Source organism: Paraburkholderia sp. J8-2 (assembly GCF_905220195.1).
Taxonomy (GTDB): Bacteria; Pseudomonadota; Gammaproteobacteria; order Burkholderiales; family Burkholderiaceae; genus Paraburkholderia.
This window is the reverse complement of record NZ_CAJMZA010000001.1, coordinates 304,771-328,344: the sequence shown is the minus strand read 5'-3', so window position 1 is coordinate 328,344 and position 23,574 is coordinate 304,771. Positions and strand designations below refer to the sequence as shown.

At 65.1% G+C, this 23,574-nt stretch carries 23 protein-coding genes; 9 read left to right on the top strand and 14 right to left on the bottom strand.

Annotation, left to right across the window (positions count from 1 at the left end; genetic code table 11):
* Nucleotides 1-9 precede the first annotated feature (9 nt).
* The 4 genes from U5A52_RS01450 to U5A52_RS01435 all read right to left on the bottom strand — a co-directional run bounded on the left by U5A52_RS01450 (nt 10) and on the right by U5A52_RS01435 (nt 2,866).
* Nucleotides 10-435, bottom strand: coding sequence for an organic hydroperoxide resistance protein (locus tag U5A52_RS01450; protein ID WP_092000433.1), 426 nt, complete (start codon nt 433-435; stop codon nt 10-12).
* Between the two features lie 291 nt (nt 436-726).
* Nucleotides 727-1,293, bottom strand: a complete 567-nt coding sequence (locus U5A52_RS01445) for a TetR/AcrR family transcriptional regulator (protein WP_321933545.1) — start codon at nt 1,291-1,293, stop codon at nt 727-729.
* A gap of 102 nt (nt 1,294-1,395) precedes the next feature.
* The gene (locus U5A52_RS01440; protein ID WP_321909292.1) at nt 1,396-2,031 is read right to left on the bottom strand and encodes a LysE family translocator; all 636 of its coding nucleotides are present in this window, start codon (nt 2,029-2,031) and stop codon (nt 1,396-1,398) included.
* Between the two features lie 112 nt (nt 2,032-2,143).
* Entirely contained in the window at nt 2,144-2,866 is a 723-nt protein-coding gene (locus tag U5A52_RS01435; RefSeq protein WP_321909290.1) for a CerR family C-terminal domain-containing protein, read from the bottom strand.
* Nucleotides 2,867-2,961: 95 nt separating this feature from the next.
* On the opposite strand from U5A52_RS01435, the gene U5A52_RS01430 reads away from it, so the two are divergent.
* The 3 genes from U5A52_RS01430 to U5A52_RS01420 are packed head-to-tail and all read left to right on the top strand — an operon-like array spanning nt 2,962 to nt 7,202.
* Nucleotides 2,962-4,101 (top strand): HlyD family secretion protein, encoded by a 1,140-nt coding sequence (locus U5A52_RS01430; protein ID WP_321933543.1) that lies wholly within the window; start codon nt 2,962-2,964, stop codon nt 4,099-4,101.
* A complete protein-coding gene (locus tag U5A52_RS01425; RefSeq protein ID WP_415773357.1) occupies nt 4,091-5,680 on the top strand; it encodes an MDR family MFS transporter in 1,590 nt (529 codons plus the stop codon). The genes U5A52_RS01430 and U5A52_RS01425 overlap by 11 nt, the downstream gene beginning before the upstream one ends.
* Before the next feature lie 16 nt (nt 5,681-5,696).
* Nucleotides 5,697-7,202 (top strand): efflux transporter outer membrane subunit, encoded by a 1,506-nt coding sequence (locus tag U5A52_RS01420; protein ID WP_321933538.1) that lies wholly within the window; start codon nt 5,697-5,699, stop codon nt 7,200-7,202.
* On the opposite strand, the gene kdgR is transcribed toward U5A52_RS01420, so the two are convergent.
* The 3 genes from kdgR to kduI all read right to left on the bottom strand — a co-directional run bounded on the left by kdgR (nt 7,199) and on the right by kduI (nt 9,798).
* A complete protein-coding gene (gene kdgR, locus U5A52_RS01415; RefSeq protein WP_321933536.1) occupies nt 7,199-8,020 on the bottom strand; it encodes a DNA-binding transcriptional regulator KdgR in 822 nt (273 codons plus the stop codon). The genes U5A52_RS01420 and kdgR overlap by 4 nt on opposite strands.
* Before the next feature lie 127 nt (nt 8,021-8,147).
* On the bottom strand, nt 8,148-8,918 hold the full coding sequence (kduD, locus tag U5A52_RS01410) for a 2-dehydro-3-deoxy-D-gluconate 5-dehydrogenase KduD (RefSeq protein ID WP_321933534.1): 771 nt from the start codon (nt 8,916-8,918) through the stop codon (nt 8,148-8,150).
* Nucleotides 8,919-8,961: 43 nt separating this feature from the next.
* The gene (kduI, locus tag U5A52_RS01405; protein WP_321933532.1) at nt 8,962-9,798 is read right to left on the bottom strand and encodes a 5-dehydro-4-deoxy-D-glucuronate isomerase; all 837 of its coding nucleotides are present in this window, start codon (nt 9,796-9,798) and stop codon (nt 8,962-8,964) included.
* Nucleotides 9,799-10,087: 289 nt separating this feature from the next.
* On the opposite strand from kduI, the gene kdgT reads away from it, so the two are divergent.
* Nucleotides 10,088-11,104: a 2-keto-3-deoxygluconate transporter gene (gene kdgT, locus U5A52_RS01400; protein ID WP_321933530.1), complete on the top strand. Its 1,017-nt coding sequence runs from the start codon at nt 10,088-10,090 to the stop codon at nt 11,102-11,104.
* Nucleotides 11,105-11,155: 51 nt separating this feature from the next.
* Here the strand turns inward: kdgT and U5A52_RS01395 are convergent, their stop codons facing one another.
* Together U5A52_RS01395 and U5A52_RS01390 are read right to left on the bottom strand one after the other, a co-directional pair.
* Entirely contained in the window at nt 11,156-11,698 is a 543-nt protein-coding gene (locus U5A52_RS01395; RefSeq protein WP_321909276.1) for a cytochrome b, read from the bottom strand.
* Entirely contained in the window at nt 11,695-12,753 is a 1,059-nt protein-coding gene (locus tag U5A52_RS01390; RefSeq protein WP_321909274.1) for a catalase family peroxidase, read from the bottom strand. The genes U5A52_RS01395 and U5A52_RS01390 overlap by 4 nt, the downstream gene beginning before the upstream one ends.
* 224 nt (nt 12,754-12,977) lie before the next feature.
* Here U5A52_RS01390 and U5A52_RS01385 point away from each other — a divergent pair, with 224 nt between their 5' ends.
* Nucleotides 12,978-13,376 (top strand): GFA family protein, encoded by a 399-nt coding sequence (locus U5A52_RS01385; RefSeq protein WP_321909272.1) that lies wholly within the window; start codon nt 12,978-12,980, stop codon nt 13,374-13,376.
* A gap of 32 nt (nt 13,377-13,408) precedes the next feature.
* Here the strand turns inward: U5A52_RS01385 and U5A52_RS01380 are convergent, their stop codons facing one another.
* Both U5A52_RS01380 and U5A52_RS01375 read right to left on the bottom strand, forming a co-directional pair.
* Nucleotides 13,409-14,851: an NAD-dependent succinate-semialdehyde dehydrogenase gene (locus U5A52_RS01380; protein ID WP_158760264.1), complete on the bottom strand. Its 1,443-nt coding sequence runs from the start codon at nt 14,849-14,851 to the stop codon at nt 13,409-13,411.
* A gap of 200 nt (nt 14,852-15,051) precedes the next feature.
* Nucleotides 15,052-17,292, bottom strand: a complete 2,241-nt coding sequence (locus U5A52_RS01375) for a TonB-dependent receptor (RefSeq protein ID WP_321933528.1) — start codon at nt 17,290-17,292, stop codon at nt 15,052-15,054.
* 83 nt (nt 17,293-17,375) lie between these two features.
* On the opposite strand from U5A52_RS01375, the gene U5A52_RS01370 reads away from it, so the two are divergent.
* A complete protein-coding gene (locus tag U5A52_RS01370) occupies nt 17,376-17,594 on the top strand; it encodes a hypothetical protein (RefSeq protein ID WP_321909269.1) in 219 nt (72 codons plus the stop codon).
* Here U5A52_RS01370 and U5A52_RS01365 read toward each other — a convergent pair.
* Nucleotides 17,591-19,720, bottom strand: a complete 2,130-nt coding sequence (locus U5A52_RS01365; RefSeq protein WP_321909268.1) for a phosphocholine-specific phospholipase C — start codon at nt 19,718-19,720, stop codon at nt 17,591-17,593. The two genes, U5A52_RS01370 and U5A52_RS01365, sit on opposite strands and share 4 nt — an antisense overlap.
* A 161-nt stretch (nt 19,721-19,881) precedes the next feature.
* Here U5A52_RS01365 and U5A52_RS01360 point away from each other — a divergent pair, with 161 nt between their 5' ends.
* Entirely contained in the window at nt 19,882-20,178 is a 297-nt protein-coding gene (locus tag U5A52_RS01360; RefSeq protein WP_321933525.1) for a hypothetical protein, read from the top strand.
* Nucleotides 20,179-20,430: 252 nt separating this feature from the next.
* Here the strand turns inward: U5A52_RS01360 and U5A52_RS01355 are convergent, their stop codons facing one another.
* Nucleotides 20,431-20,778 carry a DUF1330 domain-containing protein gene (locus tag U5A52_RS01355; protein ID WP_321933523.1) on the bottom strand — a complete coding sequence of 116 codons (348 nt, stop codon included), beginning with the start codon at nt 20,776-20,778 and terminating at the stop codon, nt 20,431-20,433.
* Between the two features lie 164 nt (nt 20,779-20,942).
* Between U5A52_RS01355 and U5A52_RS01350 the strand changes: the two genes are divergently transcribed.
* A complete protein-coding gene (locus tag U5A52_RS01350; RefSeq protein WP_321909262.1) occupies nt 20,943-21,161 on the top strand; it encodes a hypothetical protein in 219 nt (72 codons plus the stop codon).
* Between the two features lie 67 nt (nt 21,162-21,228).
* Here U5A52_RS01350 and U5A52_RS01345 read toward each other — a convergent pair whose 3' ends face one another.
* The gene (locus U5A52_RS01345; RefSeq protein WP_321933521.1) at nt 21,229-23,349 is read right to left on the bottom strand and encodes a tetratricopeptide repeat protein; all 2,121 of its coding nucleotides are present in this window, start codon (nt 23,347-23,349) and stop codon (nt 21,229-21,231) included.
* On the opposite strand from U5A52_RS01345, the gene U5A52_RS01340 reads away from it, so the two are divergent.
* Nucleotides 23,348-23,551, top strand: a complete 204-nt coding sequence (locus U5A52_RS01340; protein ID WP_321933519.1) for a hypothetical protein — start codon at nt 23,348-23,350, stop codon at nt 23,549-23,551. The genes U5A52_RS01345 and U5A52_RS01340 overlap by 2 nt on opposite strands.
* Nucleotides 23,552-23,574: the final 23 nt, after the last annotated feature.

Sequence of the window (23,574 nt, the reverse complement as noted above, 5' to 3'; positions counted from 1 at the left end):
GCGTGACGCTTAAACGATCGTGAGCGTCACGTCGATGTTGCCGCGCGTGGCGTTCGAGTACGGGCACACGATATGGGCCTTGTCGACAAGCGCCTGGGCGGCCGCGCGGTCCATGCCGGGCAGCGAAATCTTCAGTTCGACTTCAATGCCGAAGCCATTCGGAATCTGGCCGATGCCCACGTTGCCGGTGATCGAAAGATCGGCGGGCAGGGCGATCTTGTCGCGTGCCGAGACGAACTTCATCGCACCGATGAAGCACGCGCTATAGCCCGCGGCAAACAGCTGCTCGGGGTTCGTGCCGTCGCCGCCCGCGCCGCCGAGTTCGCGCGGCGTGGTGAGCTTGAGGTCCAGGTGGCTGGCGGGGATGACGGCGCGGCCGTCGCGGCCACCGGTGACGTTGGCTTCGGCGCGGTAGAGGACTTTTTCGATCGACATGACAGGCTCCTTTGAGCAAAGACGGCTCGGTAAAGGTAAATAAGGGTACGGCGGAGTACAGCGTCCAATTTACTGGTGGAAGGCGACAGCCATGTGCACCAGGGTCCAGCAGAAGAGCAGCGCTTGCGAATTTCCGGTCGTCAGCTTTTGCATTCTATCTATTGCCAGATAGATTTCCGGCCGTCGAAATACACTCATGATGCTCCTCCTTTTAGCTATCTATCAGAAGATAGAACAAAGGGGCTAATAAAAGAGGCGGCTAGCCGCCCCGCATTACGGGCAAAAAATCCTTCACTGCGCCACGCGCCACATGGCTTCGACATCTTCGAGGCGCGACTTCGTATGAAACAAGCGGCACGCCAGCACGCTGCCCTGCAAGGCCGCGAACAACGTGCGGGCCGCGCTTTCGGGCTTGCCCTTCACGACCAGCGTGCCTTCTTTCGCGCCCTGGGCCAGCACCTCGGCCAGCCAGTTTTCGTTGGCGCGGAAGAACGCCTGTACAGCCTGACGCACCGTTTCCGGCAGCGACTCGATGTCGGCGGCCAGCATGCCGCACAGGCAGATCTGGTGGCCGTCGCCAAGCGTCTTGCCGAAGAGCCGCGTGTACGTCGCGAGCTTTTCGCGCGCCGGGAGCGCTGCGTCGATCGACTGCAATCCCGCCATGACTTCGCCGCTGTACTGACTCACCGCCTCCAGCACCAGGTCGTCTTTCGACGGGAAGTAATAGTGGATGCTCGACGTTTTCACGCCCACCAGCTCAGACAGGTCGCGGTAGCTGAACCCGTTGTACCCCCGCAGCATCATGAGTGTGATGGCGTGGTCCAGAACCTGCTCCCGCACTGTCAACTTCGTATCCATGGACTCTAATTTATCTACTGGAAGATAGATTGTCAAGCGCCTCATGCAAAAAAATTTCGGGGCGCCGGGCGCGACCGCTGGGCCGCGTCCGGCAGGGCAGTGTCAGATACCGCGATGTCCAGCGCTGAAAACAAGGCGCAGGCCCAGCGCCGCAATGGCGCCAGCGGCAATGCGGTCGATCCAGCCTTTGGCGCGCAGGTAGAGATCGCGCGGACGCTGGCTCGAAAAGCACAGCGCGACGACCGTATACCAGCCGGTTTCGATCGCGAACACGAGCGGCGGCAACGCGAAGTAGCACCACAGCGGCGGGTTATGCGGCAGGAGCGCTACGAAGATGCCGCCATAGGCAATGGCCGTTTTCGGGTTGCTCAACTGGGTGGTCAGGCCGCTCCAGTACGACTTGCCGGGGCGCTCGTCCGCTGCGGCCGTCTTGCTTACCGTGACCGGCGTGCCGGCGCCGCGCCAGATGCGCGAAGCGATATAGAGCAGATAGGCGCCGCCCGCAATCTTGAGCGCAGCGTACAGCCAGGCCACGGTGGCGAGCAGGGTGTAGAGCCCGGCGAGCGCGATGCCCGCGAAGCAGATCGCACCCGTGCCCATGCCGAGCGCAGTGGCGACGCCGTCACGGCGCGATAAACCGATCGAGTTGCGCGCGACGAGTACGAAGCTCGGGCCAGGGCTCATGGCCCCGAGTAGAACGGCGAGGAGAATGCTGGCAACGGCGGCGAGAGGAGACATGCTGGCGGCTCCATGCGAGAGGGAATCCCGAACACTAACATGCGCAGCAACGCGCCGCGAGGGCTCCCCGCTGGCGCCGCAGGAGTGTGCCGGCCGCCTGAATAATGCTTAGTTATTCTGAGCGATTGTGCTTGTCGCGCTCGCGATTCCAGTGGTGCAGCAGCACACGCGTTTGTTCCGCGATGCTCGCCTTCAGGAAGTCGGCCTTCGCGCGGTCGATGTCGTCCCAGCCTAGCATCGTGAGCGTGGAGCGGCGCGCGATGAAGAACAGCAGAAACTGCCCGTACAAACTGAACATGCGCACCACGGTGAGCGGATCGTCGGCCGGCATGCCGGTAATGCGCTCGAGCAGTTGCACGTTGATGGTGTTCAGCGGCGTGCGCACGCGCTCACGCAGGATTTCCGAGCCGATCTCCGGCTCGCCGCCGCCCTGTTCGCGCGCGAAGAAGAGGCGCTGGTCCGGCCCGTGCTGCTTGACGAAGGAACGGTCGGCCACGGCCGACTGGATGTCGATGAACGCGTCGATCAGCGCTTCGATGTCCGCGTTGCGTTCGAGCGCAACGCGTGCGCGCTGCACGGCCGGCGCAAACGACTGCCACGACTCGTCGGCGATCCACTCCGCGCAGGCGCGGTAGAGGCCTTCCTTGTTCTCGAAGTAATACTGCAGCGCCGGCGCGTTCACCCCCGCGCGCGCGGCGATATCGCGCGTGGAGGCGCCGTCGAAGCCGTGCTGCCCGAACAGGCTGATCGCCGCCTCGATGATCTTGCGGCGTGTCTCGTCGCCACGCGCATAGCCTCCTTCGGGCGAACGTCGCAGTTTCTTACCTTCGCTCATGCATTTCCTTTCGTATCCCTGCGAAATATAACACTTGACACAGTTTTTCCAAGTGGAATAATTTTGCCGACTGGAATAAATTGAGAAACAACAATATGTCTACGACTGCAGGCGCGCCCGGACGCGATGTGCCGGACGCCGCCACCGCGCCCGCGCGAAGCGGCGCGAAACGAACCCTTCTGATCCTGCTGGGACTCGCGGCGCTCGTCGCCGCGGCGGTGTGGCTTGGCCACTGGTGGGTTGTCGGGCGCTTCATCGAATCCACTGACGACGCCTATCTGCAGGCCGACAGCGTGACGATCGCGCCGAAGGTGAGCGGCTACGTCACCGATGTCTACGTGGCCGACAACCAGGCCGTGAAGGTGGGTGATCCGCTCGTGAAGCTCGACGCGCGCCAGTATCAGGTCGCGCTCGACCAGGCGCAGGCCACTGTCGACGCGCGCACGGCTGACATTGAGCATGCGCAAGCGCAGATCGAGCAGCAGCGGGCGAACGTCGTTCAGGCACAGGCGCAGCAGGAAGTCGCCCAGGTGAGCCTGCGCCACGCGAACGACGAAGTGGCGCGCTACGCACCGCTCGCGGCGACCGGTGCGGAAACGACCGAGCGGCTGGCCGAACTCAAGAGCGAACGCGATAAGGCGCAGGCGACGCTCGCTGCCGACGCTGCCGCCGTCACGTCCGCCCGCTCGCAGATCTCGGCGGTGAACGCCCAACTTTCGCAGGCGCGCGCGCAGCTCGAAGCGGCGCGTGCGAGTGCCGCGCAGTCGCAACTCGACCTCGACAACACGGTGGTGAAGAGCGCGCTTGCGGGCCGCGTGGGCGACCGCAGCGTGCGCGTGGGCCAGTACGTGCAGCCGGGCACGCGCATGCTGACCGTCGTGCCGGTGCAAAGCACTTACCTCACAGCGAACTTCAAGGAAACGCAGATTGGCCGCATGCGCGCGGGCCAGCCCGTGGAACTGCATGTCGACGCGCTGCCTGGCCACACGCTGCACGGCGTGGTGGACAGCTTCTCGCCGGGCACGGGTGCGCAGTTCGCGCTCTTGCCGCCGGAGAACGCCACCGGCAACTTCACGAAGATCGTGCAGCGCGTGCCGGTGCGCATCCGCCTCGAAACCGGGCCGGAAACGCGCAGCGTATTGCTGCCGGGCATGTCGGTGACGGTCGATGTCGACACGCGCTCCGCGCGCGAGGACGACCGCCGTATCGATCAAGAGAACCACCGTGGCGAATAAGGCTGCGGCAGCAGTGCCGCATCCGCATGGCGAGCGCGCGAGTGTAGCCGACTGGATCGCCGTGGCGGCGGGCGCGCTCGGCGCGTTGATGGCGACGCTCGACATCTCGATCACGAACTCGGCGCTGCCGCAGATCCAGGGGCAAATTGGCGCGACGGGCACCGAAGGCACGTGGATCTCCACGGGCTATCTGATGTCCGAGATCGTGATGATTCCGCTCGCCGCGTGGCTCACGCGTGTATTCGGACTGCGAAATTTCCTGCTGGCGAACTCGGCGCTCTTCATCGCTTTTTCGATGATGTGCGGCTGGTCGAATACGCTTGGCATGATGATCGCCGGGCGCATCGGCCAGGGCTTTACCGGCGGCGCGATGATCCCGACCGGCCAGACCATCATCCGCACGCGCCTGCCGCTTTCGCAGCTGCCCGTGGGCATGACGGTGTTCGGCCTGATCGTGCTGCTCGGCCCGCTGCTCGGGCCAGTCGTGGGCGGCTGGCTCGCGGAGAACATCAGCTGGAGCTGGTGCTTCTTCATCAACCTGCCGGTGTGTCTCGCGCTCATCACGCTGCTGATCGTCGGGCTCGAACCCGACCGGCCGCACTGGGAATCCTTTCTCAAGGCGGACTGGCTCGGCATTATCGGCTTGGCGGTGGGGCTTAGCTCGCTGACCGTCGTGCTCGAAGAAGGGCAGCGCGAACGCTGGTTCGAGTCGCACTTCATCGTCACGCTCACGTGGGTCACGCTCGCGGGCATGGCGCTCATCGCGCTTTCACAGTTCACCGCGAAAAGGCCCATTCTGCGCCTCTCGCTCATGCGCAATCCGCGTTATGCGAGCGTGATCATCATCGTGTTCGCGGTGGGGGCCGGGCTTTACGGCATTTCGTACCTGCTGCCGCAGTTTTTGAGCCTCGTGGCCGGCTACAACGCCCAGCAGTCAGGCGCGATCATGCTGCTTTCGGGACTGCCCGCGTTCCTCGTCATGCCGATCTTGCCGCGCTTGCTGGGCAAGGTGGATTTCCGCATCCTGGTCGTGTCCGGTCTGTTGCTCTTCACGCTGAGCTGCATGCTCGACATTTCGCTCACGGCGCAGAGTGTGGGCCACGATTTCGTGTGGTCGCAGCTCGTGCGCGGCGTGGCGCAGATGCTCGCGATGATGCCGCTCAACCAGGCTTCGATGGCGGCGGTGTCGCGCGAAGATTCCGGCGACGCGGCCGGGCTCTACAACATGGCGCGCAACCTGGGCGGCTCGGTCGGCCTTGCGATCATCGGCACGCTCATCGACCGGCGCGAGGCTTTTCATAGCGCCGTGCTGCGCGAATCGCTGAGTGCCAATTCGATCATCGGCCAGGAGCGTGTGGCTTCGAGCGCGGCCAGCTGGTTCACGCAGACAGGCGACATTGCGCACTCGCAAATGCAGGCGCTCGGCCAGATTGCGGCGCAGATCTCGCAGCAATCGATGGTCATCACGTACTCCGAAACATTCTGGGTGCTCGGCATCGCACTGGCGGCATGCGTGCCGCTCGCGCTCCTGCTCAAGAAGCCGCAGCCCGGCGCGCAAGCGCCGTCCGGCGGACACTGAAGATTATCTCTGACTCATGACGGCAATCCGTTACTCCCGTTTTCCCCATACCGCGCTGAGCGTGCTCGCTGCCGCCTGCGCGCTGGCCGCCTGCACCGTGGGCCCCGACTATCGCGGCGCACCGGCCGTAGCGCCGGAAGCGGCGAATTCCTCTTCGTTCATGCGCACACCGGCGCAAGGCGTGACACCCGCGCGTGCGCCGAGCCAATGGTGGCTCGCGCTGAACGACCCGCAACTGAACACGCTGATCGAAGCGGCGCTCGCCCACAATCCCGATGTGCGCGCGGCGCAGGCGCGTTTGCGCGCCTCGCGCGCGCAACTGCAGCAGCAACGCGCCGCCGAGCTGCCGAAGGTCGGCGCGAGCGCGGCGGCGATCCGCATGCGCGAGCCGAACCTGAGCGCGTTGACGTCGGGCAGCAGTTCGGGGCAGAGCGGTTCTTCGGGCGGCGGCCCGATCACGTTCTACACGGCAGGCTTCGACGCGTCGTGGGAAATCGACCTGTTCGGCGGCACGCGCCGCGCCGTGGAAGCGGCGAGCGATGAGGCCGATGCCGTGAACGCCGATCTTGCGGACACCCAGGTATCGCTGGCCGCCGAAGTCGCACAGGCCTACATCGACCTGCGCGACGAGCAGCAGCGCCTCGCCATCGCGCAGCACACGGCGCAACTGCAGCAGGAGATGCTCACGCTCACCGAGCAGCGCCGCGCAGGCGGCACCGCCGCCGAAGTCGACGTCGAGCGGCTCACCACGCAGGTGGAAAACACGCGCTCCACCCTTACGCCGCTCGCGGCGCAAGTGGAAATATCGCTGGATCAGCTGGCGGTGCTCACGGGCAAGGCGCCTGGCGCGCTGGACGCGGAGCTTGCCACGGCGCAGCCGCTGCCCATGCTGCCCGCAAGCGTGCCGGTGAGCGATCCCACCACGATGCTTGCGCAACGTCCTGACATTCGCGCGGCGGAGCGTCGTCTCGCCTCGAGCAACGCGCAGATCGGCGAGCACGTAGCGGACTTCCTGCCCAAGCTCACGCTGTTCGGCGACCTCGGCTTTTCGGCGGCGGAGCCGGGCCACCTGTTCCGCAAGAACAATTTCAGCTGGGTAGGGGCGCCGTATCTGCAGTGGAACCTGTTCGACTTCGGGCGCACGTTGGGCGCGGTGCGGGGCGCAGAAGCGTCGCGCGACGAAGCCGAAGCGCGCTACGAAAAGGCCGTGCTCGCGGCGCTGCAGGATGCAAACGCTTCGCTCTCGCGCTATGGCTATCAGCGCGAGCATCTCGTGACCTTGCAGAAGGTGCAGGTTTCCGCCGAGCGTTCCGCGACGCTCATGCGCCAGCGTTATCGCGCCGGGGCGTCGAGCCTCGTCGATCTGCTCGACACGCAGCGCACGGAATTCACCGCGCAGCAGAACGTGGTGTCGGGCCAGGCCGATCTGCTCAAGGACTTCGTATCGCTGCAGAAGAGCCTGGGTCTCGGCTGGCAGACCACGACGACGGCCACGGCCGCTGCAGGGGCAACGCCGGGCTAACCGGGTTCGGCGCTCGCATGCTCGTGCGCGGCCGGCTCGCAATAGCCGAGCCGCGCCGAGATCGCCGCGCCCGCGCGCTTGAGCAGGGCCACATAGTGCGCTTTCGTGTCCGCGCCGCAGCGCATGGTCGGAAACGAGATCGAGAGGCCGGCGATCACATGCCCGAAGCGGTCGAACACCGGCACGGCCAGGCACTGCAAACCCTCTTCCTGTTCCTCGTTGTCTTCGCCATAGCCTTGTTCGCGCACGTGCGGGAGTATGTTCAGCACCGCGTCGGCGGAAGTCAGCGTTTTTTGCGTCGACTTTCTGAATTCCACGTGCGAGAGCGTTTCCTGCGCGTCGGCGGGCGGCATGAACGCGAGCAGCACCTTGCCGATGGCGGTGCTATGCAGCGGATTGCGCCTGCCGATGCGCGACTGCATGCGCAGGCCGTAATCGCAGTCGATCTTGTGGATGTAGATGATCGCGTCTTCGTCGAACGCGCCGAGGTGCACCGCTTCGCGCGTGGCCTGCGCGATGCGTCGCATTTCGATGTCGGCCTCGCGCACGAGGTCCACGCTTTCGAGCGCCTTCGCGCCCAGTTCGAACAGCCGGATCGTCAGACGATAGCGGTCGGTTTCGACTTCCTGCGCGACATAGCCTAGCGCCTTCAGCGTTTGCAGCACGCGGTGCGCGGTGGTTTTGGAAAGCGCGAGGCGCTGCGAAAGCTCGCTGATGCCGATCGGCCCCTTCTCGCCGAGCGCGCCGAGGATCGCGAACACGCGGCCGATCGACGAGACCGATTCGCCTTTTTCCGTGCTGCTGTCCGTTTCGTTCATTGCGTGCTCCTGTGCGCCGCGCTGCCCCATACCCGAATTTGCTGCTTTTTCTACGCTTGCCGCCATTGTTGCTGGTCCCTGTGACTCTCTGACGGGAGCATACCGCGTCCCACGCGCGCCGCGCGGACTAGCGCGCAAGCCAGCCGCCGTCCACGGCGAGCGTGTGGCCGTGCACGTAATCCGACGCCGCCGAGGCGAGAAACACCACGGGCCCCGCGAGATCGTTCGGTGCGCCCCAGCGGGCGGCGGGAATGCGGTTGAGGATCTCGCCGTTGCGTTGGGCGTCGTCGCGCAACGCGGCGGTGTTCGCGGTCGCCATATAACCGGGCGCGATCGCGTTCACGTTGATGCCGTGCGCGGCCCATTCGTTCGCGAGCAGGCGCGTGAGGCCCAGCACGCCGCTTTTCGAGGCCGTATAGGAAGCGACGCGAATGCCGCCCTGAAACGACAGCATCGACGCGATATTGATGATCTTGCCGCCGCCGCTCTGCGCGACGAACTGGCGCGCCGCCGCCTGCGCGAGAAAGAACACGCTCTTGAGATTGACGTCCATGACGGCGTCCCAGTCGTCCTCGCCGAAGGTGAGGGCGTCATCCCGGCGAATCACGCCGGCATTGTTCACGAGGATGTCGACCCGTCCACAGGCTTCGACCGCTGCGTGCACGATGTCCTCCACCGGCGCGATCGAACCGAGGTCGGCACGCACGTCGACGAAGCGGCGTCCCAGGGCCTCGACGCGTGCAGGCGTGTCGCCGGGCCCGGCGCGGCAAACGCCGACGACGTCGCAACCGGCCTGTGCGAGTGCGAGCGCCATGCCGGCGCCGAGCCCCGTGTTGCTGCCGGTGACGATGGCGATCTTGCCGCTGAGATCGAATGGATTGAACGTGCTGGATGCCATGAGTGCGCGGGCCTCGTATCGTGGATCTATGCCAGAGCGTGGTTCAGCGCAGGTCGCGTACCGCAAGATGGTCCATGTCGCCGAACACCTGGTTCTCGCCGACCATGCCCCAGATGAACGTATAGGCGCGCGTGCCGACACCCGAGTGGATCGACCAGCTCGGCGAGATCACCGCCTGCTCGTTGTGCACGAGGATGTGCCGCGTTTCATGCGGCTCGCCCATCATGTGGAAGACCGCGGCGTCGTCGGCCACGTTGAAATAGAAGTACACCTCCATGCGCCGCTCGTGCGTGTGGCACGGCATCGTATTCCAGAGGCTGCCGGGTTCGAGTTGGGTCATGCCCATCGAGAGCTGGCAGGTGGGCAGCACCTCGGGCACGATGAACTTGTAGATCGTGCGGCGGTTGCTCGTGGCGGCTTCACCGAGTGTTTGCGGAGACGCTTCGGATAACGAAATGGTGCGTGTGGGATATGCGGTATGCGCGGGCGCGCAATTGAGGTAGAACTTCGCGGGCCGCGCCGCATCGTCGCTGCCGAATGCGACCGCCTGTGCGCCCTTGCCGATATAGATCGCCTCCTCGTTGCGCACTGTGTGGCGCACGCCATCCACGTCGACCCAGCCGTCGCCGCCAATATTGATCGCGCCCAGTTCGCGCCGCTCCAGCAGATAGCTCACGCCGATCGACTTGCCGAGCGCGGCGCTCACCTCGACCGCGCGCGTGGCCGGAAACGCGCCGCCCACGATGATGCGGTCCACGTGGCTGTAGGTGAGTTTCAGCGCATCGGGTTCGAATACCTGTTCGATCAGGAACTCGCGACGCAATCCCGCCGTGTCGAGCGTCTTCGCGTAGTCGCTGTTGAGGCTTTGTCTGACTTCCATGCCATGTCTCCGTTGGATGGGCGGCGCGCCGTCTCTCGTGGACTATAGTGCAGATTCACATTTTCGGAACGTCGGTCCGGAAATGTTGCGACGCCGTAGCACGCTTGGCAAGCGGTCTGCCCAGATAGTGAATCATTCGCGGGTAAACGTTGATGATTTTCGGCTCAAAAATCGGAACAGCGTTCCTTTCGCGCTGCTATCCTGTTTCCGGAAAGGGAGCACCGCGAGAAAAAGCCGGACGCACCAACGTGCCGATCCGGCAACCGGATGCAAGGTCCACGGAGGAGACATGAAGCTGAAGAAGGCGATAGACCGCATACCCGGCGGCCTGATGCTGGTGCCGCTGCTGCTCGGCGCCTGTGTTCACACGTTCGCGCCAGGCGCTGGCAAGTACTTTGGTTCGTTCACCAATGGATTGATCACCGGCACCGTGCCGATTCTCGCGGTGTGGTTCTTCTGCATGGGCGCGACCATCGACCTGCGCGCCACCGGCACCGTGCTGCGCAAGTCCGGCACGCTGCTCGTCACGAAGATGATCGTGGCCTGGGTCGCCACGCTGGTCGCCGCGCGTTTCATCCCGATTGACGGCGTGAAGACCGGGCTCTTCGCCGGGCTCTCGGTGCTCGCCATCACGACGTCGATGGACATGACCAACGGCGGTCTCTATGCGGCCGTGATGCAGCAATACGGCACGAAAGAAGAGGCGGGTGCGTTCGTGCTGATGTCCGTCGAGTCGGGGCCGCTCGTGAGCATGCTCATTCTCGGCGCGACCGGTGTGGCCTTTTTCGAGCCGCGGCTTTTCGTGGGCGCCGTGCTGCCGTTTCTGGTCGGGTTTGCGTTAGGCAATCTCGACAGCGATCTGCGCGAACTGTTCGGCCGCTGCGTGCATCCGCTCATTCCGTTCTTCGGCTTTGCGCTTGGCAACGGCATCGATCTGAACGTGATCGTCACGAGCGGAATTCCGGGCGTGGTGCTCGGGCTTGGCGTGATCGTCGTGACCGGTATTCCGCTGATTCTCGCCGACCGGCTGATTGCGGGCGGCAACGGCGCGGCGGGCCTCGCGGCTTCGTCCACGGCGGGCGCGGCGGTCGCGAATCCGGCCATCATCGGAGAGATGATTCCGAGTTTCAAGCCGCTCGTGCCGGCGGCAACCGCCATGGTCGCCACCGCCTGTCTTGTGACGGCGATCCTCGTGCCGATGCTCACGGCACTGTGGGTGCGTCGCCGAAGCGCGCGCGATGCGCTGCTTCAGGAACTCATGGAACCGCCCGTGCCGCCAGTGGCCGGACGCGACGCTCACATTTGATGTAAAGGCGAGGTTCCCGCGCGCGGGAACCTCGCTTCGTCCACGTAGCGCTCAGCGCACTTCGCCACGCGCCATGCTGGCGAGCACGCCGTCGCGGCGAATGAGCGCGTGAAAGAGCGCAGCCCCCAGATGTAGCAAAACGGTCGCGTAGAGCGCCATGGCAAGCCATGTATGCGCGGCGCGCAGCCAGGCGTAGAGCGTGACATCGTGCGGTACGATGGGCGGCAGGTGCACGCCGCCGAACATCACGATGGGATAGCCGCCTGCGGACAGCATCGACCAGCCGATCAGCGGCATCGCGATCATCAACGCATAGAGCGCGAGATGCGAAGCGTGCGCGCCAAGGCGCTGCCAGATCGGCAGATCGGCGGGCAACGCCGGCGCACCGCGCGTGAGCCGGACGTAGAGGCGCAGCAGCACGAGCGCAAGCAGTGCGATGCCTAGCGGCCGGTGGAGCGCGAGCAGGGTGTCATGCAGCCGCGAGACCGTCGCGACCATCCCCACGCCCACGAACAGCATCGTGACGATCAGGACTGCCATCGACCAATGCAGAAGGCGCTGGAGTGCGCTGAAGTGTTGGCCCGGTTGTTTCATGGCTGCGCGCCTCCATGCGATTGCGCGAGGTTGGCTTCCTCATGCGTGCGTCGATTGAACGAAACGGAATACGCTGCCGAGCGGGCGGCGAGCAAGGGATCGTCGGAAGGCTTCAGGCCGTTGGGCAGGATGGTCGGATCGTAGTTCACGTCGCGGCACATACCATTCGCCTGCGGTTCGGCGCTCTGCAATACCAGTGTGCCGGCGTCGATTTGCTGGCGGTCTGCGGGCCATCCCTGCGTGGCGTCGTTCGTGGGGTCGCCGGGTGCGGCGACCGTGAGCACCAGATGCCAGCGTAGCGGGCCCGCTGCGAAACGCGTGAAAAAGTCGTCGGCGAGGAAGTTCGGATCGGCTTTTTCTGCGGGTGTTTGCGGTGCATAGGCCACTTCGGGCACGGTCTGCCAGCGCACGGCGCGCTGGTTGCCTGCGGCATCGGTTGCAATGAATGCGTTGACGCTATAGAACGCTGTGTTCGCGAAACTGGAGGAGGGCGGGTTCGCCTTCAGCCAGTTGCGGAACGGCAGCGTTTCCGGGTTCGCCTGGAAGAAGGCGTCGAGTTTCGCGGGGTCGGGCTTGCCCGTTGCCGGGTCGGGTTTCGAGGCGACCAGCTGGCTATAGAACTGCTGCGGAGTGCGAACGATAAAGATGGGTACGGAATTCATGCCGGTGCGCCACTGCTCGCCATCCTGCTGTTGGAAGAGCAGCGCCATGCTGCGCACGGGCGTGCTCGCGTCGGGCGCGGCGGGGTTGCTGCCGGGAATGGCGAAGCGTCCGATCACGGGCGTGCGTCCGGGCGCGAACACGGCCGCTCGCGAGACTTGTGCGCCGTTGCCGTTGCTCTCGAACCAGCCTTCCACACAGAGCCCCTTGGCGTGATTGCGCCGATAGCCCGCATGGATGCCGTAGTTCGACTCGAAGGTATTGATGATATGCGGCGCGGTGAGGCGTTCCGGCGTGAGCCAGCCGGCCGTCCATGCAAATGCCGCGCCAGCGCAACCCACCACAGCCGCAATGGCCGCGAGCCGGCATGGCACGCAGATCGGGGCGCGGTTCACGGGCGTGCTCCCGTGCGCGCGTGCCGCAACGCGATCGAAAGCGAAAAGTGTGCGAGTGTGTGCATGATGGATCCAGTCGAGGGCGTGAAGGCCGTTACTGGCGTCAACAATACGTCATTGCGATTTATTCCGTGTGCGAAGTGAAATCGTGCAACGATGCTCGGGCGCGCTGTGATTACAGCGCTGAAAGCGGTGGTCACAATCGATGTGTAAAGGAGAGAGCGATGCTGACTGGCGGCTGTTTATGCGGCAAGGTCCGCTACCAGATCTCAGCTGCGCCGATTGGCAGCACGGTGTGCCATTGCGTGGATTGCCGGCGCGCCTCGGGTGCGCCGTTCGTCGGCTGGGTCAGCGTGCCGTGGAGTGCGTTCCGTCTAGTTGCGGGCGCAACGAAAACGCATGTATCCAGTCCGGGTGTGGAGCGCGCGTTCTGTGCGGACTGCGGCACGCCGCTCACCTACCGCCATGCGGCGTTCGCGGGCGAGATCGACGTGGCGACGGGCACGCTCGATCGTCCCGATGACGCGCCGCCCGAGCATCACACCTGGACCTCGCAAAAGCTGGCGTGGGTGCAACTCGCGGACGGCTTGCCACAATTTCCGCGTGCGCTTCCCGAGCCGTAAGCGGCCGGGAAGCGCGCTTCAACGAGAAGCGATCAACGATGTTCGGTAACGAACTTCGTGACGAGGTAGGCTTCCATCGCTTCGCTGCCGCCTTCCGAGCCGTAACCGGAATCCTTCACGCCGCCAAACGGCGTTTCCGGCAGGGCGAGGCCGTGGTGGTTGATCGACAGCATGCCGGTTTCCACGTCGTCGGAGAGTGCGGCCGAAGTCGCGCTCGAACGCGTGTAGGCATACGCGGCGAGACCGTACGGCAGACGGTTCGCTTCGGCGATCGCGTCCTTGTAGCTCGAGAAACGCGAGATCGGCGCGATCGGGCCGAACGGCTCTTCGTTCATGATGCGCGCCGAAAGCGGCACGTCGGTGAGCACGGTCGGGGCGAAGAAGTAGCCTTCGCGGCCCACGCGTTCGCCGCCCGTCAGCACCTTTGCGCCCTGTTCGCGCGCGTCGGCCACGAGCCGTTCCATTGCCGCGAGGCGGCGGTCGTTCGCGAGCGGGCCCATTTGCACGCCGTCTTCGAGACCGTTGCCGACCTTGATCGCGCGCGTGGTCGCAACGAAGTGCTCGACGAACTCGTCATACGCGGCGTCTTCCACCATGAAGCGCGTGGGCGAGATGCAGACCTGACCCGCGTTGCGGAACTTCGCGCTCGCGAGCAGCTTGGCGGCGCGCGGCACGTCGGCGTCGGCGAACACGATGGCCGGGGCGTGGCCGCCCAGCTCCATCGTGGCGCGCTTCATGTGCTCGCCGGCCTTCGAGGCGAGCAGCTTGCCCACCGGCGTCGAGCCCGTGAACGAGATCTTGCGGATAGCCGGATGCGCGATCAGGTACGACGACACTTCCGCAGGCACGCCGAACACGAGGTTCAGCACGCCGGCGGGCAGGCCCGCGTCGGCGAACACCTTCACGAGTTCGGCGCAGCTGGCCGGCGTTTCTTCCGGTCCCTTGAGCACGACGGTACAGCCCGAGGCGAGCGCGGCCGACACCTTGCGCACGGCCTGGTTGAGCGGGAAGTTCCACGGCGTGAACGCGGCGACCGGGCCCACCGGCTCGCGCGTGACGATCTGGCGAACGGCGTCCGAGCGCGACGGGATCACGCGGCCATAGGTGCGGCGGCCTTCTTCGGCGAACCAGTCGATCGTGTCGCCGCCCGCGAGCGTTTCGAGCTTCGCTTCGCCAAACGGCTTGCCCTGTTCGCGCGTCATGATCGCGGCGATGTCGTCGGCGCGGTCGCGCAGCAGTTGCGCGGCGCGGCGCATGAGCTTGCTGCGCTCGAGCGGCGAAACCTTGCGCCATTCGCGGAACGCGCGCTCGGCCGCGGTGGCCGCATCGGACAGGTCCTGCTCGCTCGCGAGGCTCAGGCGGCCGATTTCCGCTTCGGTCGCGGGGTCGATCACAGCAATCGTCTTCGCGCCGGCGCGCCATGCGCCGTCGATGTAGATCTGGGTGTTGGGATAGGGCTTCACGCTGGAACTCATGATGGGACGATCCTTTTCAACGGTTCAACGACAGGCTCCCGCCGCGCGCACGGCAATGCGCGCAGGCGGGAGCCGGAAAATGCGGAGCGCCCATTGTGCCACTGGATCGCCGATGCTGCAGGGCGTGCAAAAGGAAAGGGCCCATGTCCGGAGACATTGGCCCTTTTTAACCCACACTATGAGAAAAGCGCGTCAGCCCGTCAAAATTCGAGCGTTGCGTTGGCAACGAAGGTGCGCGTGGCCGACGGCATCACGTAATAACCCCACGCCGCGGTCCAGTAGCGGCGGTTGAACAGGTTGTTCACGCCCGCGCGCAGCGTGACGTTCTTGCCGGCCACCTGGGTTTCGTATTTCGCGCTCAGGTCCCACGTCGTATAGGCGGAGACGAACTGCGTGTTCGCGGCATCGACGGCCATATTGCCGACATATTTGCCGCCGAACGCGACCGTGAGCGCGCGCAGGTACGACGGGTTGTACTCCACGCGGCCCGTGAGCGTGAAGCGCGGCGTGGCGTACACGCGCTTGCCTTCCACGCTCGGGTCGTCCACGTCCACGGCCTTTGCGTCGAGCCACATCACGCCGCCGAGCACGCGCCAGTCGTTGGCGACCTGCAGCCAGCCGCTCGCGTCCACGCCGTCGTAGCGCTTCGTGCCGCTCTGCACGAAGACGTTCGCCGTATTGGTGTACTCGTAGCCCTGATCGACGCGGAACAGCGCGAGGTTGGCGCCCCAGTCGCGATGGTCGGCCTTGAAGCCCACTTCGTACTGCTTGCTCTTGAGCGGGCCATAGGTCTGCGGATAGTTGGCATTCGTGTTGCTCGCCGCGCCGCCTTGCTGCAGGCCTTCGACATAGCTCGCGTAGAGCGTCGAATTCGGGTCGAGCTTGAACATGAGCGCGGCCGTTGGCGTAACCGGATTTGCGCTGTAGCTCGACGCCTGCGACTGATCGGGGTTGTAGGTGGTGTCGCGGAACTGCGTATAGCGCAGACCCAGCAGCGCGGAGAGGCGCGAAGTGAGTTGCACGGTGTCGCTCGCGTAGAGCGCGGTTTGCGTGGTGATCTCGTGGCGGTACAGGTTCTCGCCGATATGCACCGCGTCGTTCGTGAGCAGCGTGCTGCCGTAGATATTGCCGACGCCGAGGAAATAGCCGTCGTTCCAGCCTTCGCTGTTGTCGTATTCGTTTTGCTGCGACTGGTAGCTCGCGCCCACCACCACGTCATGCTTGAACGGGCCGGTGTTGAATGTGCCCTGCACGTTGGCATCGACGTTCTGATAGAAGTAGCGCGTCAACGCGGCATACAGCGTGTTGTAGTAGTCGCCTTGCGTGTTGAAGACGGAGAGCAGGCTGTCCGAGTTGTAGCGGTTTTCCTTGGCGAAGCGGTACTTGATGTTCGCGTGCCAGTTCTCGGAGAAGCGATAGTCGAGCCCCGTGCCGAACGAGGCGATCTCCGTTTCGTACCAGTTTTGCGGCTGCGTGAGCTGGCGCGTGACCTTGCTCGCGTCGGGAATGCCTAGCGGATTGCCGTTCTCGTCGGAGCCGAAGTAGATGCCGAACAGCGTGCCGGTGGTCTTGCGCTTCTGGTAGAACGCGTCGACCGTCCACGTGAGATCCGGCGTGATGCGGTAGTCGAGCGCAAGCGAGGCCACCTGGCGGCGCACGTGACCGTTCGCTTCGGCGGTGTTGCCGTCTTCGTTCACGAGATTGAGGCGATAGCCGAACTGCTTGTCCGGGCCGAAGCGGCCGCCCAGGTCGATCTTCTGGCTGAGCACGCCCGCCGACTGGTAGCCGATCGAAAAGCTGCGGTACGGGTCGTCGGTCGGGCGCTTGAGCACGTAGTTGACGATGCCGCCCGGGTTGGCGAAACCGTACATGAAGCCCGAAAGCCCCTTGAGCATCTCGACTTGCTCGAACTGTTCGAGCGAAAGCTCGGTGTCCCACGAGGGGAAGTTCTGCCCGTCCACCTTCACGCCGTTGAGCATGTCGACCGGCAAGCCGCGAATGCTGAACGCCGAGTTTTCGCCGGTCATGTTGTTGCCGACATCGGTCACGGCCGGGTCGTACTTGAAGAGGTCGTTGGCCGTGGAGGCGAGGCGATCCTTGCCTTCCTCCGTTGTCACCACGTTGGTCGAGAACGGCGTGTCCACCTGCCTGCGATTGCCGAGCGCGCCCGCGCTCACGCGATCGGGCGAGGCCGCCTGGCTGTCGCGCGCGGCGCTGACCTTGACGGTGGGCAGGGCCTGGGTGCTGCCGGTTTGCGTGCTGTCTTGCGTTTCGGCCTGGGCATTTTCCTGCGCCCAGCCAGGCGTGGAAAGCGTGATGAGCGTAACGCCGGCACTGACCAGCAGCGCGGCGCTGAGTTGGGCACGGCGGGCGCGCGGAGCGCATGAACGGAAGCGAACGGTGTCGAGGCGGGAGCAGCGTGCGGCGGCAGGATTATGCATATTGTTCTGATGAATTGATCGCGACAGATGCGGCGGAAAGGTGGTCTTGATGCGTAACCGCCTTGAAAGCGTCCGGAATATTAATGCAAATGATTCGCATCTACAATAAAAAGCATAAAGCAACCCGTAAGGTTGCAAAATCGCCGCATCTTGAAGCGCCATTCCTTGCGCTTGCCGCACTTTTATGCGTTTCGGGCGGGGCAGCCCTACCGCAACGCCTTGGGCAGACAGGTAAAAAAAACGGCGCCCGAAGGCGCCGCAACAAGGGAAACAGAAAAGAAAACAGCTTGCGCTGGGCTTAGCTCAGCTTGGTGACCGGCGTGACGGCCGCGGGGTCGCTGATGCTCGGCCGGCCGTTCTCGACGTGTCCGGCGAAGCGCCAGGCGAACGTCGCATCGTCGCGGCTCGTGACCGTGAGGTCGTACCAGTGATGGCTCGAAGCGAGGATCCACGGCTCCTCGATGAAGCCGCCCGCCGGCACGACCACGTTGCGCTCGTGTGCGCCGTAGGCGTTGTCGGTCACGTTGAGGTGCGCGACGCTGGTCCCGGCGTTCGTGAACTTGAGGAAGAGGTTGCCGTTGGCCACGTCGTAGTGCGCCGTTACGGCAGGCGCCGGCGCGCGGCCGGACTTGCCCGGGCCCGATTGCGCGGCCGTGCCCGCGAAGCGGCGCACGAAGCCGTTCGGACCATGCACCTCGAACGCGTAGACGCCGTTCGTCGCGCTCAAGTCCCACGTTTCGTCGAGCGCCTTGCCGGCTTCGACCGTATAGCGCCACGGGCCGTCGCTGCGGTTCGTGCCGTACACGTAGAAGTGCGCGCCCTGGCGGCCCGTGTTCGCGAACGTGATCGAAAGCGTGTTGTTCTGCGCGTTGGCCTTCGCGTTCACATGCAGCTCGTAGGGCAGTGCGCGCGCGTAACGCACGCCGGGCTCCTGCGCGTCGATCGGCAGCGGCGTGGCCGGCACCGTGGGCGCCGAGTTGGCCGAGCACTGGTTGTCGGCGAGCGTCATGTAGTTGCTCGTGTCGGGCAGCGTGGGCATCGTGGCGTCGGGCGTGCGGAAGTCGAAGCACGTGGTGAGGTCGCCGCACACCGCGCGGCGCCATGCCGTGATGTTGGGCTCCTGCACGCCGAATCGCGCTTCGATGAAGCGGATCACCGAAGTATGGTCGAACACCTGCGAGCACACGAAGCCGCCCTTGGTCCACGGCGAGACGACCGTCATCGGCACGCGCGGCCCGAGGCCGTAGGGCAGGCCGTCGGCGGTGTACTTGCCGCCGCGCAGCGGGTTGACCACGTTGTGGATCTCGCCTTCCACGCTCACCGTCGACTTGCCCTGCGTGGACGTCGTGGGCGGTTGCGGCGGCACGATATGGTCGAAGAAGCCGTCGTTCTCGTCATACATGATGAAGAGCACGGTCTTGCTCCACACATCGGGGTTCGACGTGAGCGCTTCGATGATCTGCGAGGTGTATTCCGCGCCATAGGCCGGCGTGTACTTCGGGTGCTCCGAGAACGCCGCGGGCGGCAGCAGCCACGAGACCTGCGGCAAATTATTCTGGAGTACGTCGTTTTTCAGATCGGCGATCGTGCGCACCGTTTGCGCGCGCTGGTAGAGCGCGGAGCCCGGCTGCGCGTTGATGAAGTTCGCGAAGTTCTGCAGGATGTTCGTGCCGTAGTTGCCGTTCAGCGGGTCGCTGCCGTTCGTGCCCTGCTGATAGATCTGCCAGGAGATGCCGGCGGCCTGCAGGCGCTCGGGGTAGGTCGTCCACGAAAGAAGCTGGTAGGTGGGCGGCACGTCGCCGTCCACGTAGTCGTTGTTGTCGAGCAGCGGGCCGCCCATCGTGCCGGTCGGATCGACCATGCCGGTCATCAGATACGAGCGGTTCGGGTGCGTCGGGCCAGGCAGCGAGCAGAAGTAGTTGTCGCACACCGTGAACGCATCGGCGAGCGCGTAGTGGAACGGAATGTCCGCGCGCAGGTAATAGCCCATCGTCATGTCGGTCTTGTACTGCGGCCACTGGTTGTACAGACCGTTGTTGATCGCGTACTGCGTGGGGTACCACGAGTGGTCGAGGTCGCCCACGCATTGCGCGCTCGTCTTGAACGTGTCGAGGTGGAACGGCAGCACGGGCTTCGTGGCATCTTCCTTCGAAGGCTGATACCACACCGGCAGGCCGCCCGGCAGCGGAATCGGCAGGCGGTCGTTATAGCCGCGCACGCCGCGCATATGGCCGAAGTAATGGTCGAACGAACGGTTCTCCTGCATGAACACGACGATGTGCTCGACATCGCGGATCGTGCCCGTGCGCGAATTGGCCGGAATGGCCAGCGCATTGCGGATCGATTCGGGAAGAACGGTCATCGCTGCGGCTGCGGCGCCCGACTGCGCGACGGTCTGCAGGAAACGGCGACGGCTGGTTGACGTCATTGTTGTTCACCTTTCTGCTTGAGGTTGGAGTGTCGTGCCCGACGGTGTACTGGCACAGGTGCACACAGGGTGCAGTGCTTCAATGGCTGGACGTTGCTGAACTGCTGGAGTCGCTGCCGTTGCTGGCCTGGGTCTGCGCGCTGTCTCCAGGCGCATAGCTCATGACCGGCGTGACCTGGTCGCTGTCGGCGGCGAGGCTGGCCCGCGCGCCTTGCGCGGGGTCGCTCGCGGTGTTCGCGGCGGGTGCCGCATTCGCGCCGTATGCGGGGATGGCGCTCGGGTTAGCCGAAGCGTTCGTCGATGCATTCGCCGACGTGTTCGCCGCCGTGTTCGCGTCGGGCGTCGGCAACGGCGTGATTCGCGCGCTATTGGCCAATGGCGATGGCGAAGGCGATGCCGTAGCGGCGCTCTGGCTTTCCGATGCATCCGGCGTCGATGAAGCTGCCGACGAGCCATAGCCCGGGCCGCATGCATCGAGCATGATGGTTGCGAGTACAACGATCGCCACGGTCGACAGGGTCGTCGACACGCGGTTGGGACGGCGTATTCTCATGTGCGCATCCGTTCTGTGGGGATGGGTCGCGCACAGTTTCGCTGTCGATGAAGAAAGAATTGTGAAACACGCGAAAACGTTTGCGAGCGATGAATTTGCTTTGCAAACGTGGCGCGCGAAAATCATTCGCCGCCGATTGGCGGCTAACGAAATGCTTTCACTTTGCGGGGTTGTTTTCGTGAGCGGGACGCAGCACGTCGGTCGCGCGATGCGGCATCTCGACCTGATCGATCAGGAACACTTCGCCGTGCGAGTGTTCCGCGCGCAGCGGCAGGATCGCCTGATAGGCGCTGGAGCGATACCACGCGCGCGCGATTTCGCGGCTCGCGAATTCGATCATGATGAGATCGCCGGAAAACTTGCCCTCGAGCCGCTCCACGCGCCCGCCGTGAATGATGAAGCGGCCGCCGAAAGGGGCAAGCGTGGCGTCGATCTTCTCCAGGTATTCGACAATCTCGGGGCAAGGTTCGACGTCGCGCAGATGGGCGATGGCGTAGGCGGTCATGGCAGGTCTCGTGAGCGTGAAAGGGTGGTCCAACGCTTGCGAGAATAGGGCGCGCAGGGCGGGGAATCGATTACCTGGGAGGTAATGCGGCCGCTGCGGCGGGGTAAAATACATAACCATCCACAGCCCGGATCGAGACGTTTTCGCTTTTCGTCACCGCCGCCATGAACCCGTCACCCGAGAATAAACCCGCGCGCAAGCCGCCGCCCAAGTGGCTGCTGAACACCCTCACGGCGCTCGTGGGCGTGCTCACGCTCGCGCTGGGTATTGGCTGGCTCATCTACAAGTGGGTGGTCGACCTGGAGGTACCGTACTTCGCCATTCCGCTCGTGATGTGCGTGCCGGTGATCGTCGCCGTGGCGTTCCGCAACATCTGGGATTGAGGCGCGCAAGCGCCTTGCTCGTCCCCCGAATCTCCGCGCCGCGTTTCAAACACGGTTCAAACGCGGTTCAAACGCCAAAGCGCTCCGCACACGCCGCGCGCACGCGCTCCACAACGGCGCTCCATGCTTCGTTCATGCGCTGGCGGAACAGGCGCATCGTGCCTGGGTACCACGGCGAATCTTCGCGCTCGTGCATCCAGCGCCAGTCCAGATCGTATTGCGGCAGCAGCACCCAGCACGGCTTGCCGAGCGACGCCGCCAGATGCGCGGTAGAGGTATCCACGCAAATCACGAGATCGAGTTGCGCGATGATCGCCGCCGTATCGACGAAATCGCGCACGTCGCTGCCGAGGTGCAGCAGCGGCAGGCTCGCAGGCGGATTCTGCGCTTCGTCTTCGGCCTGGCCTTTTTGCAGGCTCACGAATTGCACCCCCGGCAGGTTCCAGAGCGGAGCGAGCGCGGCAAGCGATGGCAGCGAGCGATGCGCGTCGTTGAAATGCTTCGGGTTGCCCTTCCAGACAATGCCGATGCGCGGGCCCGGCGCGAGCGTGGCGAGGCGCGCGCCCCAGTGGTCGACGAGCGCGGGCTCGGGCGTACAGGCGAGCGGCGCGGGGATCGTCTGAAGCGTCGTGCCCAGAAGGTGGGGCACGCTGATCGGGCTCACCCAGCAGTCGAACTGGCCGGCCGCTGCCGCACCGGCTTCATGGTCGAGCACGGCGTCGATGCCTTCCACGCCGCGAAAAAGCCGGTGCAGCGGCGGCTGGCAGGCGAATGCGACGTGCGCCGCGCCCTGCGCCTTGAGCACGCGCGCATAGCGCCCGAACTGCAGCATGTCGCCGAGGCCGTCTTCCTGCCACAGCAGCAGCGACTTGCCAGCGAGCGGTTCGCCCTGCCAGGCCGGGCACCGCAGCAGGCGTTGCGTTGCGTAATGCACGAAACCGGGCATCGTATAGCGGCATTCGTAGCGCGCGAAGCCTTCCTCGAAGCGCCCCATGCTGATGAGCAGCGTGGCGAGGCGGAATTTCGCGTCGCCGTATTCGGGGTTCGCATCGAGCGCGCGGCGGTAGCCGGCCTCCGCTTCGTCGAGCCGGCCGAATTCCTTGTGCAGGCTCGCGATATTGAAGTGCGCCTCGGCGAAATCGGGCCGCACGGCCACCGCTTCGTTGAGCACGTCGAGTGCTTCGCCGCGCCGCCCGAGCGCCATCAGCACGCAGGCGAGATTGTTATAGGCCTCCACGCGGCCCGGCAGGCGGCGCACCGTCTCGCGATACGCCGCTTCGGCCTCGGGCAGCCGCTCGAGCGTATGCAGCGCGACGCCGAGGTTGTAGTGCGCCTCGGCGTGGTTCGGCGCGAGTGCGAGCGCCTGGCGAAAGGCGGCTTCCGCTTCGGGCACACGCTTGAGGTCGGTGAGCACGCAACCGAGGTTGTTGAGCGCATCGACGAAACCGGGGCGAATCTGCAATGCAAGGCGCGCCGCGAGTTCGGCTTCCGCGAGTTTGCCGGACGCCTTCAGCAGCATCGCGAGATTATTGAGCGCCTCCGGATACTGCGGCTGGATCAGCAGGGCCTGGCGAAAGGCGTCGGCGGCTTCGTCGCCGCGCGCCGCGTCACGCAGTAGTGCGCCCAGCGCGTTGTACGCCTTTGCATGGCGCCCATTCGCGGCGATGGCGGCGCGCAACGCGCTTTCGGCTTCTGTGTGGCGGTCTTGTCCTTGCAGCAGCAGGCCGAGGTTGTAGTGGGCGTCGGCGTGAGCTGGGCGGTGCGCGAGCACGGCGCGAAAGGCGGCTTCCGCTTCGGCGTGGCGGGCCTGGCGCTGCAGCACGACGCCGAGGTTGCTGCGTGCGTCGGCGTCGGCGGGCGTAAGCATCAGCAGCCGTTCATAGAGGGCCTCGGCTTGATCGAGTACGCCAAGCGCCGCAAAGAGCGCGGCGAGACCGCTATATGCCTGCGCGAAGTCTGGCTTTGCTGCGAGGCAGCGCTGCCACAGCGCCTGGGCGCGAGCCGCGTCGCCCGTGCCCATTGCGCTCAAGGCCGCGAGATTGAGCGCCGGCGCGAGCGCCGCGTCGTCGGGCGGCGGGCCGATGTGCGGGTCGAGCAAGGCGAGGGCATCGACAAAGCGGTGCGTTTCGCACAGCGCATTGGCTTCGCGCAGGAGGTCGTCGAGGGCGGGCGCGAGGGGCGTCGTCATGGTCACAGTGGAAATCGTCGGGGCCGGTGTGCGACGCCTGGGCGGCACGAACAATGGGGCAGTGTCGAGCTTACGACAGCTCGGGCTCAGGCAACGGCGCGAACTGAGCGCTTACGTTGCCGTTATTCAGCCGATCAAGCGTGCCGGGCGCGCAAGGCTTGCAGAGCGCTTGCAGGCGGACGCGGGCGTGGGTGCATCGTAAGGCGCGCCGTTTTGCGCGCGCAG